General features: G+C 65.4%; 12 protein-coding genes and 1 pseudogene. 9 read left to right on the top strand and 4 right to left on the bottom strand.

Annotated features, from left to right (window positions below):
- Positions 1-133 precede the first annotated feature (133 nt).
- The 3 genes from JFY56_RS17515 to JFY56_RS17505 all read right to left on the bottom strand — a co-directional run bounded on the left by JFY56_RS17515 (position 134) and on the right by JFY56_RS17505 (position 5752).
- Positions 134-3841 carry a transporter substrate-binding domain-containing protein gene (locus tag JFY56_RS17515; protein ID WP_208315224.1) on the bottom strand — a complete coding sequence of 1236 codons (3708 nt, stop codon included), beginning with the start codon at positions 3839-3841 and terminating at the stop codon, positions 134-136.
- Positions 3842-3849: 8 nt separating this feature from the next.
- Positions 3850-4476 carry a response regulator gene (locus JFY56_RS17510; protein WP_208315223.1) on the bottom strand — a complete coding sequence of 209 codons (627 nt, stop codon included), beginning with the start codon at positions 4474-4476 and terminating at the stop codon, positions 3850-3852.
- A 493-nt stretch (positions 4477-4969) separates the two neighbouring features.
- Positions 4970-5752: a GntR family transcriptional regulator gene (locus JFY56_RS17505; protein WP_208315222.1), complete on the bottom strand. Its 783-nt coding sequence runs from the start codon at positions 5750-5752 to the stop codon at positions 4970-4972.
- Positions 5753-5905: 153 nt separating this feature from the next.
- Between JFY56_RS17505 and JFY56_RS17500 the strand changes: the two genes are divergently transcribed.
- From JFY56_RS17500 to JFY56_RS17465, 8 genes are all read left to right on the top strand, one after another.
- Positions 5906-7405, top strand: coding sequence for a class I adenylate-forming enzyme family protein (locus JFY56_RS17500; protein ID WP_208315221.1), 1500 nt, complete (start codon positions 5906-5908; stop codon positions 7403-7405).
- Positions 7402-8184 (top strand): citryl-CoA lyase, encoded by a 783-nt coding sequence (locus tag JFY56_RS17495; protein ID WP_208315220.1) that lies wholly within the window; start codon positions 7402-7404, stop codon positions 8182-8184. The genes JFY56_RS17500 and JFY56_RS17495 overlap by 4 nt, the downstream gene beginning before the upstream one ends.
- A gap of 77 nt (positions 8185-8261) precedes the next feature.
- Positions 8262-9224: a VOC family protein gene (locus tag JFY56_RS17490; RefSeq protein ID WP_208315219.1), complete on the top strand. Its 963-nt coding sequence runs from the start codon at positions 8262-8264 to the stop codon at positions 9222-9224.
- Positions 9225-9284: 60 nt separating this feature from the next.
- Complete coding sequence (locus JFY56_RS17485) at positions 9285-9953, top strand: alpha/beta hydrolase (protein WP_208315218.1); 669 nt, start codon at positions 9285-9287, stop codon at positions 9951-9953.
- On the top strand, positions 9950-11014 hold the full coding sequence (locus JFY56_RS17480) for a maleylacetate reductase (protein ID WP_208315217.1): 1065 nt from the start codon (positions 9950-9952) through the stop codon (positions 11012-11014). The genes JFY56_RS17485 and JFY56_RS17480 overlap by 4 nt, the downstream gene beginning before the upstream one ends.
- Positions 11015-11028: 14 nt before the next feature.
- Positions 11029-11730 carry an NIPSNAP family protein gene (locus tag JFY56_RS17475; RefSeq protein ID WP_208315216.1) on the top strand — a complete coding sequence of 234 codons (702 nt, stop codon included), beginning with the start codon at positions 11029-11031 and terminating at the stop codon, positions 11728-11730.
- 90 nt (positions 11731-11820) lie between these two features.
- Positions 11821-12717: a SphA family protein gene (locus JFY56_RS17470; RefSeq protein ID WP_208315215.1), complete on the top strand. Its 897-nt coding sequence runs from the start codon at positions 11821-11823 to the stop codon at positions 12715-12717.
- Positions 12718-12728: 11 nt separating this feature from the next.
- A complete protein-coding gene (locus tag JFY56_RS17465) occupies positions 12729-13274 on the top strand; it encodes an antibiotic biosynthesis monooxygenase (RefSeq protein ID WP_208315624.1) in 546 nt (181 codons plus the stop codon).
- Between the two features lie 9 nt (positions 13275-13283).
- Here JFY56_RS17465 and JFY56_RS17460 read toward each other — a convergent pair.
- Positions 13284-13415, bottom strand: a pseudogene (locus JFY56_RS17460) (MFS transporter); the annotation flags it as partial.
- Between the two features lie 117 nt (positions 13416-13532).
- Between JFY56_RS17460 and JFY56_RS17455 the strand changes: the two are divergent.
- A complete protein-coding gene (locus tag JFY56_RS17455; RefSeq protein WP_208315214.1) occupies positions 13533-14228 on the top strand; it encodes a metallophosphoesterase in 696 nt (231 codons plus the stop codon).
- The last annotated feature ends 537 nt before the right edge of the window (positions 14229-14765 follow it).

The raw sequence follows: 14765 nt of genomic DNA, 5'->3' as shown, positions 1-14765 counted from the left end.
CGGGCAATACGGATGTTCGTAATTCTTTCGCCGGGCGCCCGTTACTGACCCGGACTCGCGGGAGGTGCGAAGGCTTCTGTTCGGAGTGTTCCCGGCGAGGTGAAGTCCCCCGTCGTCACACCCGACCGAGGATTCAGAGGGAGCATTCATTGCACCTGGCAGCTGGGGGGTTCTTGCCTTCCTCACTTGTGAGAAGCGAGGCCAGATGAGTCTGCAGCTGCTCCAGTGCCTCCAGGAGTTGTTCGGCCAGATCGCGCAGCAGGTTTTCCTGAGCGTGATCCTTGCAGGCGGTTTCAAGGGCGGTACAACGATCCTGCACCAGCTTCGCCCGAACCAGCCGGGCGGCGCCCTTGATGCGGTGGGCGAGGTCCGCGAGCCCTTCCCAGTCCCCCGCGTCCAGCAGGGAGGCAATCTGCTGGGAATCCGCCTGATTGCTGTCATGCAACTGCCGCAGCAGTTGCCGGACCATCCGGGTGTCATGACCACACATTTCTTCCAGCGTCTGCATGACGACTACCGCCTCGGAATCATCGATAGGCTGGTGAGGCGCCACGGCTGGCGTCGTCGGTTCGACCGCGTTTCGCGGTATCTGCTCCAGGCGTTCCCGTAGCGCCTGCAGCCCGATCGGCTTGAACAGGCAGTCATCCATTCCCGCGTTGCGGCAGCGATCGATTTCATCGCGCTGGGCATTGGCCGTAAGGCCGAATATCAGGCAGGGCGGAATGCCCGCTTCGCGTTCGATCTCGCGGATCCTGCCGGCCAGGGCGTAGCCGCTGAGCACCGGCATATTGCAGTCCGTGATGACCAGGTCGAAAGCTCCCGGATGCCATGCCTGCAGGGCTGTGGCGCCATCGTCGGCGGTCTCGACCTGATGGGAAAGGTGTTCGAGTTGCTGGGCGAGCAGCATGCGGTTGGCCGGGTGGTCGTCCACGACCAGCACGCGGAGGGGGCGTTGCGGCGATTCCGGTAGTACGGCGGCGCTTTCCGCCGATGCCAGAACAGGGGCCACTTCCTGCAGAACCAGCTTCACGCAGATCCTGCTACCCACACCGACCTCGCTCGCGATGCCGAGGTGGCCGCCCATCATTTTCGCGAGATGCAGGCAGATGGGCAGACCCAGGCCCGTGCCGCCTCGAGCCGCGTGGCCAGTTTGTCGGGCCTGCATGAAGGGTTCGAACAGTTGGTCGATGTCATGCTGGGCAATGCCGATCCCGGTGTCCTCGACGCATACCTCCAGCTCAAGGCGATCGTCGGCCAATGGTGTGGCGGTCACGTGGATCCTGACTTCTCCCGTGTCGGTGAACTTGATGGCATTGCTCACCAGGTTCGACAGGATCTGCTTGAAGCGCAGTGGGTCGACAAGAACGCTGCAGTCCGCATGGGGGTCCATGTCCAGCTTCAGCTGCAGCCCTTTCTGCCTGGCCAGGCCGTCGAAGACCCGCGTCACGGAATCGATCAGGTCTCGCAGGCGAGTAGGCTCGGGGGTCAGCGTCAGCCGGCCGGCTTCGATCTTCGCCACATCGAGGATGTCGCCGATGAGAAGCAGCAGGGTTTTGGCCGATTCGTAGGCGACTTCGATAGGGTTTCGCTCGAGACATCTGCTACATGCCGTATTGGCCAGCGCCAGCTCCAGCATGCCGATCACCGCGCTCAGCGGCGTGCGGATTTCATGGCTCATGGTGGCCAGGAACGCGCTCTTGCTCCGGCTGGCCGCCTCGGCCTGGTCCTTGGCGATCTGCAACTGGTGGTGCAGGCGTTCGCGTTCGGTCACGTCGACCCACCCGCAGACCATGCCGACGACCTCCCCGCCAGGGCTCCGGTAAGGCGTGACCCAGTCGTAGACTTCCCGGGTCTGCCCATCCATCTCGATGACGCGATCGCAGGCGAAGGGTTTTCCCTGCTTCATGATCCGGGCGTATTCGTCGTGGAGTTCCTGCGCCTGCTGTGGTCCCAGCCAGACGATGTCGGCCAGGGAAGAACCCCGGGCGTTCTCATGGGACAGGCCGGTGAATTCGAGGTAGCTGCGATTGCAGGTCAACAGGTGCCCACTCCTGTCGCGTACCGCAACCGGCAGGGGAATGCCATTGATCAAGGCGCGCTTGAATTCCAGGCGGTAGTTCAACTCCTTCTCGGCCCGGTTCCGCTGGCGCACTTTGACCAGCAGCCGCCAGTTCCACAGCATGAACATCGCCAACGCCAGCGTAGCCGCCAGCAGCAGCCGGTAGAGCGGAGTCCGATACCTTTCCCAGATGCTGTCGGTCGGCTCCGTCGCGCTGGACCAGCGACTGATGATCTTCGCCTGGTCATCGGGGGCGATCGCCAGCAATGCCTTGTTCAGGATGCTCAGTAGCTCCGGCTCGGAGCGGGAGACCGCAAAGGAGAAATTCCCGGGGCCGCGATCCAGCGTCGCGATGATGCGCAGGTCGTTGAAGTGGCGGGGGATCAGGAAGTTCGCCGCGGCCATGAGGTGAACCGCCGCGTCCACCTTCCTCTCGCTGAGCAGCGGGAAGGCGTCGGCATTGTTCTCCACCTCCACCAGCTGGATTTCCGGATAGTGCTCCCTGAGGTAGGACACCAGCACCGTGCCGCGTGGCACGGCCAGTCGCCTGCCCTTGAGGTCGTCGAGGCTGTTGATCCTGTCGTCGGACTTGTTGGCGACCACGATGAACGAAGTGCTCAGGTAGGGACGCGTGAATTCGAGAATGTCCTCGCGCTCGGGCGCCGGGGTCAGGGCGGCGATGGCACTGGCCTGGCCCAGCCGGACGCGCTGCAGCATTTCCGGAATCGAGGTGGCGGGCTGGATCTCGAAGCGCAGCCCGGTCCTGGCGGCGATCAGGTCCAGCAGGTCGGCGACTATGCCTCGCAGGCGCTGGTTGGAGTCCAGGAAGGTCACCGGTGCGAGGGACTGGTCCACGACGAGCACCGGCCTGGGGTGCTGGCTCAGCCATTTCTGTTCCCGGGGAGCCAGGTTCAACTCCTGGCCGGCGATGGGGTAGAGAACGCCGGCCTGCCAGCGCCGCTGGATGTCCATTCGAGTCTGGGTGGGAATGCTGCCCAGGGCCTTGTCGAGGATATCCAGCAGCCTTGTATTGGATGCATTCAGGGCGAAGCCGAACCCGCCGCCATTAAACCGGGCGAAGTTCAGGATCTTCAGCTTCTGCTGGTAGTCCTGGCTGATCAGGTACTGGGCACTGAAGGCATCCCCCACGTAGACATCCGCCCGTCCGAAGGAAACAGCCTCCAGTGCATGGCGCAGGGAGTCGAACACCACGAGCGTCGAGCGGGGGAAGTGGGTGCTGATCTCCTCAGGTGAAAAGTACCTGTCGACGAGCGCGATTCGCTTGCCCACAAGCATTTCCGCGTCGTTCTCATCGCTCTCCTTGCGGCCCACCAGCACGGTCTGGTTGGCGAAGTAGGGCACGGAGAGAGCGACGCCCGGCAACTCGGCGATGTGCCTGGTGGAGCGGCTGAGAAGATCTATCTTGCCGCCGAGCAGGGCTCTGGCGGCGCTGTCCGTATCAGGAAACTGCCGAACCTGGATCAGCAGACCCAGCCGCGCCCCCAGGACTCCCAGGTAGTCCGCGGTAATTCCCTCCAGGTCACGCCCGCTGGCCGTGATATCGAGTGGCGGGTAGTCCGGAGCGACGACGCCAACGGTCAGACTCTTCCGGGCGCTCAGCCACTGCCAATCGGATTCGGACAGATGAACGTCGAAGCTGTCCGTCGTGGAGCGGGCCAGCAGCGTAAGGGATGAGGTGGCCGCATGCGGGCCGGCTCCGGGCAGCAGCAGAACGGCAGCCAGAAAGATGCCGAGGACGTACCGCCAACTGCCGGAGCTCATGAGCGCCTTCAAACCAGCGCGTTGCGCTTGGCGAAATCGATGAGATCCACCAGCGAGCGGGCATTGAGCTTCATCAGCAGACGGGTCTTGTAGGTACTCACCGTCTTGTTGCTGATGTACATCTGCTCGGCGATGTCCTTGTTGGAGTGGCCATTGGCAAGGTACTTGAGTACCGTCATCTCCCGGTGCGAAAGCCGCTCGATCATATCGTGGTCGGCTTTGCCCACGCCGTTATCGTGGCTGGCGTGAAGCACGGCGCTCGGGAAGTAGTTGTACCCGGAGACGACCGCATTCACCGCGCCTGTAAGCCCGCTCAGCCCCTCCTGCTTGCAGACAAAACCGGCGGCACCGGCCTGGATGCAGCGTGCTGCGAACAGCGAAGCGCTTTGGCCGCTCAGCACCAGGATCTTCAGCGGCAACTCGAGCGCCACGAGACGCTTGATCACCTCCATGCCGTCCAGCCTGGGAATACCGATATCCAATATGACCAGTTCCGGCGCGAGCTGCTTCACCATGGACAAGGCATCCACGCCATTGTCCGTCTCGCCAACGATCACGTGGCCATCTTTCTCCAGGAGCGCTCGCATCGCCATCCGAATAACGGGATGGTCATCAACGATCAGGACTGTACTCACAACAACCTCCGGCGGCGCCTGTTCATTCGTCACGATTCAATCTGACGAAAATACCTACTCAGCGGAGGAGTCTGGAATCAGCCAGCCCTATGGTTAGGACATGTCCTACAGACAATAAGGCCATATCCTACGTTTATCTGTGATTAGCCCTTCCTGTCAGATGATGTCTGAAGGGATTTCGTTGGGCATGAGGCGTAGGAAAGTCGGTGCGGCGTCAGGCGTGCCGAGACTCCTTGCTCTCTGGCGGGTGGAGTCCCGGGCCTGCCGCATGCATGGACGACCAGGGACTGGTGTTTTCCGGTTGGCTGGAAGATGGCGGCGTGCATTGGCAGGTCGCCGATGCCTGGCCTGAATCTGCGGGACGTCCTCCGGTCGCGTGTCCTTCACGACGTGGGGTGGCCATCGGCGAAGTGGCATCCGGGCAGGGGCGGCGAATTCATGCGCCCAGGCGGTGGTGCCCGGCGCAGCCGGCTTCGCAGGTTTCCCCACCCGCTCAACCCGCCGGCCTCTCCAACTGGAACGTCATGGAGTAACTGAACCTGCTCGCCGGATGGATGCCGGTGGTCACCTCGACCACGCGGTCGCCGACGAAGTAGGTGCGGATGGCGCGCAGCCCCGGCGAGCCGGCGGGCACCTGCAGGGCTTCGGCGGTCGCGCCGTCGATCAGCACGCCCTGCAGTTCCTGCTCCACGCGGGTCATGCGGATGCCGTAGCGCTCTTCGATCAGGTTGTAGACGGGCACGTTCATGTGCTTGCCGATCTTCGGCAGGTCGGCGAAGGCGGCATCGACGTAGATGTCCACCAGCGCGATGGGCTCGCGGCTTTCGTTGCTGTTCAGGCGCACGCCGCCCAGGTGCAGCCAGGGTGTGCCGGCTTCGCAGCGCAGCAGTTCGACCTGGTCGGGGCCGGCTTCGATCTGTTCGCGGACGGTCAGCTGGAAGGTCGTTCCCTTCGCGTAGCGGGCGAGGTCGGTCAGCGCATCCATCGACTGGGTGTACTTGCTCTGCGGCCGGTTCGCCACCACCCGCGTGCCGACCCCCGCCTGGCGGGTCACCAGGCCCAGTGCGCAGAGCTTCTGGATCGCCTGGCGCACTGTGTAGCGGCTCAACCCCCATTTCGCGCAGAGCTCGGCTTCCGTCGGCAGCAGACCGCCTATCGGCGGCTGGCCGTTGCGGATGTCCTGCATCAGGGTGCGTGCCAGGTCGACGTGGCGCGGCGCCGGGGCACCAAGGACGGCGTCTTCGATGGGGTCGTGGGAGGGGGGAAGGGCGGGCATCGTGGACCTGCGATCTGCAAGGGAGATTGGGCCGAATCATATCGCGCCGAAAAAGCATTGACACGAATGTTCGAATGTTCGAACATTTGCTCAAGCCGCTCCGAAAGGGAAGCGGATACAACAACAGTCGCTGCTTCGAAGGAGTTTCCTTCCATGTATCCCATCGATTACTTCTGGCGCTCGGCCGAACGCTTCCCAAATCGCCCTGCAATCATCAGCAAGTCCGGGATACTGACGTTCCGCGAACTGGCCGACACGGTGCTGTCGCGGGCTGCGACGCTGGCCTCCATCGATCCGCTGCCGGGAAGCCGGGTGGGGATCGGCGCGGCCAACAGCGTGGACCATCTGGTCGCGCTGCTCGCGGTACTGGCCGCCGGCAAGGTGTGGGTGCCGCTCAACCCGCGCAACGGCACGCCCGAGTTGCGCCGCATCGTCGAGTTCGCCCGGCCGGCGCTGGTGCTGGCGGACGAGGAAATGTTCGGCCGGCTGGAAGGCATTGCTTCGCGCCTGGAATCGATAGATGTGCTGAACCGCCCGGCTGGCGCAGCCATCGACCTGTTGATGGGGCCGCGCTCGCAGGGCGGCGTAGCGCTGGAGCGGGCCCAGGCGATCAAGTTCACCGGCGGCACCACCGGCACGCCCAAGGGCGTCATCCAGCCGCTGCGGGCGTGGAACACCAATATCGCCACGCAACTCCACGAACTCGGCCTGACCCCGGCCGACCGCTACCTGGTCGCCGCGCCGATCACCCACGGCACCGGCACCTACATGCTGCCGCTGCTCGGCGCCGGCGGGGCGCTGGTGTTCCCTGACGGCAGCAGCCCGGCGGCGCTGCTCGATGCGGCCGCCGCGCACCGGGCGACGATCTTCTTCGCCCCGCCGACGCTGATCCAGTCGCTGGCCGAGGAGCAGCGCCACGCGCCGCGCGATCTCTCCAGCCTGCGCTACCTGGTGTACGGCGGCGCGCCGATGCGGCCGGAGCAGATCTGCGCCGCCCAGGCCGTCTTCGGCCCGGTGCTGTGCACGTCCTACGGGCAGACCGAGGCGCCGCAGATCATCACCTTCATGCCGCCATCCGACATGCACGGCGACAACCTCATCTCCGTCGGCCGGCCCTCGCTGCTGACCCGCGTGGCCATCGTCGACGCCGACGGCAATCCGCTACCGGCGGGCGAGGAGGGTGAGATCGCGGTACGCGGCGACCTGGTGATGGGCGGCTATCTCGACGCCGAGGAAGAAACCCGCAAGACGCTGGTGAACGGCTGGCTGCGCACCGGCGATGCCGGGGTGTTCGACGAGCGCGGCTTCCTGTTCCTGCGTGACCGCCTGCGCGACGTGATCATCACCGGCGGCTTCAACGTGTACCCCAGCGATGTCGAGGTGGTGCTCTCGTCGCACCCGGCGGTGGCCGACTGTGCGGTGGTCGGCATCGCCGATGCCAAGTGGGGCGAGGCGGTGCACGCCGCGGTGCGCCTGCGTAACGGCATGCAGGTCAGCGCCGACGAACTGATGGGACTGGTCAAGCGCGAGCTGGGCTCGGTGAAGACGCCCAAGCACATCCACTTCTTCGACACCCTGCCGCAGAGCGCCGTCGCCAAGATCCTCAAGCCGGCGGTACGCGAAGCCATCCTCAAAGCGAGCCAGGCATCATGAGCGCCCAGCAGATCAACGCGCCGCAGACCCGCCTCTGCAGCCACACCCCGGATGCCATCCACTACGGCGACGCCAGCCTGGTCGACGACCTGATCGGCAAGGCGAGCTTCGTCGAGGTGTTCATGCGCCAGACCTTCGGCCGCCGGCCGAGCGCCGCCGAACTGGCCATCGTCGACGCGGTGCTGGTGACGCTGATGGAGCACGGCATGACGCCCAGCGTGATCGCCGCGCGGATGGTCTACTCCAGCTCGCCGGAAAACCTCCAGGCCGGTGTCGCCGCCGGCCTGCTGGCGGTGGCCAGCCGCTTCGTCGGCACCATGGAGCCGGCCGCCGGCTTGCTGCGGCAGATCGTTGCCGCCGCTGACGACGGCGCCACCGTGGCGCAGCGCATCGCCCGCGAATACCGCGAGCGCCGCGAAGCGCTGCCCGGCTTCGGCCACCACCTGCACCGGCCGGACGATCCGCGCGCCGTCGCGCTGCTCGACCTGGCCCGCCGGCACGGCACCTTCGGCGCGCATTGCGAGGCGCTGCTGATGCTCGCCGCCGAGGTCGATGCAGCCGCCGGACGGCACATCACCATCAATGCGACCGGCGCGGTAGCTGCTTTGCTGGGAGATATATGTGTCGAGCCGCAACTGATGCGCGGTTTCGCCGTGCTCAGCCGCGCCGCCGGGCTGGTCGCGCATATCGCCGAAGAGCAGCGCGAGCCCTCCGGCCGCTTCATCTGGGATCTGGTCGACCGGGCGATGTCTCCCGGCCACCACGACGACAATCACTGAGGAAAACCGCCAAGCCCTCGTGTAATGCAGCAACCTGACTTGGCATTCGACAACAATAAATTCATGAGGAAACCATCATGAACCAGGCAGCACCGGCAATTCAGCGTCATCACCACATCACCCTGAGTGTGGGCACCGCGCAGCAGGACTACGACTTCCACACCAAGGTCCTGTCCCTCAAGAGCGTGAAGAAGACGCTGATCTACGATGGCTCCAAGCCGTTCTACCACCTCTATTACGGCAACGACATCGGCGAGGAAAGCACCCTGCTGACCTGCTTCCCGGTGGCGCACTTCGGCCGCAAGGGCCAGCGCGGCAACGGCCAGATCAACACCATCAGCCTGTCGGTGCCGGTCTCCAGCCTCGCCTTCTGGGCCAAGCGCCTCGCCGACCACGGCTTCGAGGTCAAGTACAGCGAACGCTTTGGCGAGAAGGTCCTGAGCTTCGCCCACCCCTGCGGCATTCCCTACGAGCTGATCGGCATCGCCGACGACGACCGCAAGCCGTATTCCAACGGCGAGGTCCCCGCCGAACTGGCGATCCGCGGCCTGCACACCATCGTGGTCAACGCGCCGGCGATGGAGTCTTCGCAGGAATTCATGATCGACGCCTGGAGCGCCAGCGAGACCGACCGCGACGGCAAGTTCACCCGCTTCCAGTTCGGCGAGGGCGGCTCCGGCAAGTACGTCGATTTCTCCCTGGAATCCCGCCTGCCCCAGGCCAGCTGGTCGTACGGGGAGGGCACCGTGCACCACTGCGCCTTCCAGGTGGCCGACCATCATGTGCAGGACCTGGTCAAGCGGCGCCTCGAAGGCATGGGCTTCACCGACACCTCCGAGCGCAAGGACCGTGGCTACTTCGAGTCGATCTACGTGCGCACCCCGAGCGGCGCGATGTTCGAGGCGACGGTTTCCAAGCCGGAAGCCTTCCTGATCGACGAGAGCTACGAGAACCTCGGCTCGGAAATCATGATCGCGCCGCAGTTCCGTCATCAGCGCGAGGAAATCCTCGCCTCGCTGGAATCGCTGAAGTACGACTGACGGTGCGCACCTGCGGCCGCCGGTTGCGGCGGCCTGACTGAGGTAGATCGGAGAATCGCGATGGCTTTACCCAACCCACACCTCGAACCGCCCATCCGGGTGTTCGGCGCCGCGCCGCGCGATGCGCGCCTGGCGGTGATCCTCGTGCACGGACGCGGCCAGTCGGCGGAGCTGATGCGCGAGTTGGTCGTCGAGCGCTTCGGCCGCGCCGACCTGGCCTGGTTCGCCCCCACCGCGGACGGCGGCAGCTGGTATCCGGAGCGCTTCATCGCGCCGCTGGAGGTCAACGAGCCGCGCCTGTCCCAGGCCCTGGAGCGCATCGGGATACTCTCCGCCGAACTGGTCGAGCAGGGCTTCCCCCACTCTTCGCAGGTTCTGATGGGCTTTTCCCAGGGCGGCTGCCTGTGCTGCGAATTCGCCTGGCGCAGCCCGAACCGCTACCGCGCGCTGGTGGCCTTCACCGGCGGCCTGATCGGCCCGCCGGGGATGCCGCGCGACACCGCCCGCCCGGCGCTGCGCGACCTGCCGGTACTGCTGTCGAGCTGGGACGACGACCCCTACGTGCCGCCGGAAAGCGTGCAGGAGAGCGCCGCGCTGTTCCGATCCGCCGGAGCCGAAGTGCACCTGCATATCGAACCCGCTGTGGAGCACGGTATCCGCGACGCCGAGATCGGCTATGCGCGCGACCTGCTTGATGCCGAACCCCTCCATCAGGAACACAGATCATGACCATCCAGGCCTTTCTCCATGAAGAGCACGCCTCCCGCGTCGTCTTCGGCCGCGGCAGCCACGCGCGGGTCGCCGACGAACTCGATGCGCTCGGCGTGCGCCGCGCACTGGTGCTGACCACTCCGGAGCAGACTGCGCTCGGCGAGCGCATCGCCGCGTTGCTCGGCGACCGCAGTGCCGGCGTGTACGGCGGCGCGGTGATGCACGTGCCGCTGGAGTCGGCGCGCAAGGCTATCGAGGTGGCCCGCGAAGCCGGCGCCGATGCGTGCGTGGCGGTGGGCGGCGGCTCGACCATCGGGCTGGCCAAGGCCATCGCCCTGGAGTCGGAGCTGCCGATCCTCGCCCTGCCGACCACCTACGCCGGCTCGGAGATGACGCCGCTGTACGGCATCACCGCCAACGGCGAGAAGAAGACCGGCCGCGACTGGAAGGTCGCCCCGCGCACGGTGATCTACGACCCCGAACTGAGCGTCGGGCTGCCCCTGGGGATCAGCGTGACCAGTGGCATGAACGCCATCGCCCACGCCGCCGAGGGCCTCTACGCGCAGAACGCCAGCCCGGTGCACCGGCTGATGGCGGAGGAGGGCATCCGCGCCCTGGCCGTCGCGTTGCCGGCGTTGCAGCGCGATCCGTCCGATCTCGATGCGCGCGGCGATGCGCTGTACGGCGCCTGGCTGTGCGGCGCGGTGCTGGGCCGGGTGCAGATGGGCCTACACCACAAGCTCTGCCACGTGCTGGGCGGCAGCTTCAACCTGCCTCACGCCGAACTGCACACGGTGATGCTGCCGCACGCCCTGGCCTACAACGCCGAGGCAGCGCCGCAGGCGATGCAGGCGCTGGCCCGCGCGCTGGGCAGCGAAGACGGCGTCGCCGGGTTGGTCGCCCTCGGCCGCGCGCTGGGCGTGCCGCGCTCGCTGCGTGAGATCGGCATGCCCGCCGATGGCCTGGAGCGCGCCGCCGAGCTGGCCGTCGCCGCGCCCTATCCGAACCCGCGACCGCTCGACCGCGAGGCGCTGCGTGCCCTGCTGCAACGCGCCTTCGACGGCGCCGAGCCGCGCTGAACGGGAGAACCGGCATGCTGATCGAATACCGCGCCTACACCCTGCACCTGGGCGCCGAGGAACTGTTCTGGGAAGCGCAGCGCGAGCGCGGCGAACATGGCCTGCGCGCGATCTTCGAGCGGCTGATCGGTTCGTTCGCCACGCGCAGCGGTCCCACCGACCAGATCGTCAGCCTGTATCGCTACGACAGCTTCGAGGACTGGCACACGCGGCTCTACGGCATCTACGGCCAGGCCCGCCTGCAGCCGTATTTCCGGGTGATCCGGCCGCTGATTGCGCGCCAGGAGAGCAAGTTCCTGCTGCCCGCGCCGCTGCCGGAACTCACTCCGCACTGGGGCAACGGCCATGACTGGCTGCCCGCGGACGGCCCGCTGTTCGGCGCCGACAGCGTGATCGAGCAGACGACCCTGAGCTTCGCCGCCGGCGGCGTGCCGGCCTGCTGGGACGCGTTCCGCCAGCATGCGCTGGGCGACGATCCGGTGGCGTTGAACGGCGTGTTCGCCACTTTCAACTCCATCGCCGGCGCGCTCAACGAGGTGCTGATCTACCGCCGCTTCGCCAACCTCGCCGCACTGCTCGAACACCGCCAGCAACTGCGCCGCTCGCCGGCATGGACCAGCTTCCTGCGCAGCCTGGCGCCGCTGACCGTGGCCAGCGACATGCGTCTGCTGGCGCCGTCCAGGGTGACGGACATGGCGCCGCTGTTCGCCGACTGATCCACCCCAACCATCGCTGCGTCCACCGCCCCGACCGTCGTCGGGCGGATGGCTGCGCACGTCCGAATCGAACGTCAGGAGACAACAACAATGAAAGCCTGCACCTTCACCGCATCGAGCCTGCTGCTCGCCAGCCTCGCCGCATCGCTTCCCGCCCAGGCCACCGAGGGCGGCGGAACCGTCTACGCGCCGGGTGTCAACGGCTTCGGCTGCTGCGCGCTGCCGCCGCCGGGCACCTACATGATGCTCGACGTGCAGCACTACCGCGCCGACGACCTGAAGGGCAACGACGGCCGCAGCGTGCCGGTTCCGGGCTTCAAGGTCCGCGCCGACGCCATCGCGCCGCGCTTCATCTGGGTCACCCCGCAGGAACTGCTGGGTGGCACCCTCGCGCTGCACACCATCGTGCCGGTCGTCACCCTCGACGTTTCCGCCGGCGGACGCTCGCAACGCAACACCGGCGTCGGCGACATCGTTTTCGGCCCGGCCATCGGCTGGCACCACTCGGCGAACCTGCACACCGTCGCGGCCATCGACTTCTTCGCGCCGACCGGCGAGTACGACAAGGACGACCTGGCGAACATCGGCCGCAACTACTGGGCGACCCACCTGGTCGGCGGGATTTCCTGGATCGACGCCAAGGGCTTCAACGCCGACGCCAAGGTCATGTACGGCATCAACGCGCGCAACGACGACACCGACTACCGCTCGGGCGACGAATTCATCGTCGACTACGCGGCAGGCTGGGCCTTCGGCAATGGCTGGACGGTGGGCGTGGGCGGCTACTTCTACCAGCAGATCACCGACGACGAGCAGGACGGCCATACCGTCCGCGACAACAAGGGCGCCGCCCGCGCCATCGGCCCCTCGGTGCGCTACGACAGCGGCCAAGGCTGGTTCCTCACCGCCAAGGCCTACCAGGAAACCGGCGTACGCAACCGCGCCGAGGGCGACACTCTGTGGCTGCGCGCGGTATTTCCGCTTTAGGAGACAGCACCATGCATGACGCCGCCGCCCTGCTGATCCGCCACCAGGTGATGCCGCAGTATCAGGAAGACTACGAAGTCTGGCTGAAGGAAACCGCCGCCGCCTGCCGGCACTTTCCCGGGAACATGGGTGTAGCCATCATCCGCCCACACGGCCCGGCCGCTCCCTATTCGGTGCTGCTGCGGTTCGACAGCCACGAGCACCTCACCGGCTGGATCGAATCGCCAATCCGCCAGCAACTGGTGGAGCGTGCGCGGCCGTGGCTGCAATCGGTCGAGGAAGGCGAGATCGAGACGGGGCTGGAGTACTGGTTCACGCCCTCGCGACTGGCGCCGCTGCGTGCCAGGCCGTTCAAGCAGTTCCTCGTCACCCTGTCGGCCATCTATCCCTTGAGCCTGCTGATTCCTTGGGCGCTGCGTCCGCTGCAGGAGCACATCACCCTGCTGCGCATGCCCTGGCTGTTCGGCCTGCTGGTGGTGGTCGTTCTGGTGTTCGCCATGGTCTACCTGATCATGCCGAGATACACCCGGCTGGTCGCCAGGTGGCTGTTCCAGTAGCGCCGATCGGGGCAGTTCGGCGCCCTTCAGATAGTGGCGGATGCGGATCTCCACGCCCTCGCTCTGCAGCCGGCGCACGGCCGCTTCGATCTTCAGCTCGCCGCGCGTCACCCGCTGATGGTGGCGCAGGTGTTCCCGCCATCGCGTTGCAGTTCGAGCAGGTACGCAGGAGGTCGTTGGTCTGAAGGGACCTCCGTGCATCGCCATTCGAACTCCACACCTTTACCTGCCATATGCTGCTGAGTGAGGAGCGGCAGCATGAGCGTGTTCAGGCATTTCGAGCGAAATTTCGTGGGGCGTGACTTCGCCGTCGGGGATATCCACGGCCACTTCACCCGTTTGCAGGCTGCTCTGGATGCGGCTGGATTTGTCGCGGAGAGCGACAGGCTGTTTTCAGTCGGCGATCTGGTGGACCGCGGGCCGGAGTCGATCCGCGCGCTGGAGTGGCTGGACCGGCCATGGTTCTTCGCGATCCAGGGGAATCACGAGGACATGGCGGTCCGTCATGCCTTCGAACATAGCCTCGATCCCGATGTGTATTGCAGCAATGGTGGAGCCTGGTTCATGGCGTTGCCGGACTTCGAACAGCGCCGGATCGCCGCCCGGCTCGGCAGTCTTCCGCTGCTTGCCGAGATAGATACGGAGTATGGTCCGGTCGGCCTGGTGCATGCGGATTGCCCGCTGGCGTCGTGGACTGATCTGTGCGAAGTGATGACGAGTCCCGATGTGCCAAGGCGACTCAGGGAGAGATTGAAGGTCGTTTGCCAGTGGTCTCGCGAGCGGATCTACGCTGCGGATGAACGAGGGGTGGCCGGGGTGAGGGCGGTTATCGTCGGTCATACCCCGGTCCGGCAGGTTGCAGCCCTCGGCAATGTCTACCACATCGATACAGGCGGCTGGCTGGAGGCAGGCCATTTCACCTTGCTCGACCTGCATACCCTGCAGGCCGGGTAGGGCGGCGCCAGTCGGCGAGTTCGGGAGCCCGGATATCGGCCTCTGAAAATTCTTTCAGAAAGTCGTTGACGAAGTTTTTTGAGTCCCTATAATGCGCCCCACTCTCACGGCGGTGCCGGCAAAGAGCTTGAAAATCAAGCACTTAAGCAGCAGCGAAGTGAGGGTGAGGTGCCGAGAGGGGCTTGACAGCGAGTTTGATCACTGTAGAATGCGCCTCCCGCTGACGAGAAGGTTCGATCTTCTCCTTGGCGCAAGCGATTGAGTAGAAACGAAAATTTCGAAAAATAAGGCTTGACGGACGAAGAGGTTAGCGTAGAATGCGCGCCTCGGTTGAAGCGAAGGCCTCAACCAACTGCTCTTTAACAAGTTGAATCAAGCAATTCGTGTGGGTGCTTGTGAGTTAAGACTGGTCGATCGCAAGATTATCAGCATCACAAGTAACACTCGTGAATTCGAGAGTTTTTTGCGATTGCTGAGCCAAGTTTAGGGTTTTCTCAAAACCCAAGCAGTATTGAACTGAAGAGTTTGATCATGGCT

Origin of the sequence: Pseudomonas schmalbachii (genome assembly GCF_017589465.1) — a bacterium.
In the GTDB taxonomy this organism is placed as follows: domain Bacteria; phylum Pseudomonadota; class Gammaproteobacteria; order Pseudomonadales; family Pseudomonadaceae; genus Pseudomonas; species Pseudomonas schmalbachii.
The sequence above is the reverse complement of the archived record's forward strand: the minus strand, read 5'-3'. Positions and strand labels throughout refer to the sequence as shown.

Coding starts and splice junctions, on each gene's coding strand:
- JFY56_RS17515 (WP_208315224.1), bottom strand. CDS start 3,841: ATGAGCTCCGGCAGTTGGCGGTACGTCCTCGGCATCTTTCTGGCTGCC.
- JFY56_RS17505 (WP_208315222.1), bottom strand. CDS start 5,752: ATGCCCGCCCTTCCCCCCTCCCACGACCCCATCGAAGACGCCGTCCTT.
- JFY56_RS17500 (WP_208315221.1), top strand. CDS start 5,906: ATGTATCCCATCGATTACTTCTGGCGCTCGGCCGAACGCTTCCCAAAT.
- JFY56_RS17495 (WP_208315220.1), top strand. CDS start 7,402: ATGAGCGCCCAGCAGATCAACGCGCCGCAGACCCGCCTCTGCAGCCAC.
- JFY56_RS17490 (WP_208315219.1), top strand. CDS start 8,262: ATGAACCAGGCAGCACCGGCAATTCAGCGTCATCACCACATCACCCTG.
- JFY56_RS17485 (WP_208315218.1), top strand. CDS start 9,285: ATGGCTTTACCCAACCCACACCTCGAACCGCCCATCCGGGTGTTCGGC.
- JFY56_RS17480 (WP_208315217.1), top strand. CDS start 9,950: ATGACCATCCAGGCCTTTCTCCATGAAGAGCACGCCTCCCGCGTCGTC.
- JFY56_RS17475 (WP_208315216.1), top strand. CDS start 11,029: ATGCTGATCGAATACCGCGCCTACACCCTGCACCTGGGCGCCGAGGAA.
- JFY56_RS17470 (WP_208315215.1), top strand. CDS start 11,821: ATGAAAGCCTGCACCTTCACCGCATCGAGCCTGCTGCTCGCCAGCCTC.
- JFY56_RS17465 (WP_208315624.1), top strand. CDS start 12,729: ATGCATGACGCCGCCGCCCTGCTGATCCGCCACCAGGTGATGCCGCAG.
- JFY56_RS17455 (WP_208315214.1), top strand. CDS start 13,533: ATGAGCGTGTTCAGGCATTTCGAGCGAAATTTCGTGGGGCGTGACTTC.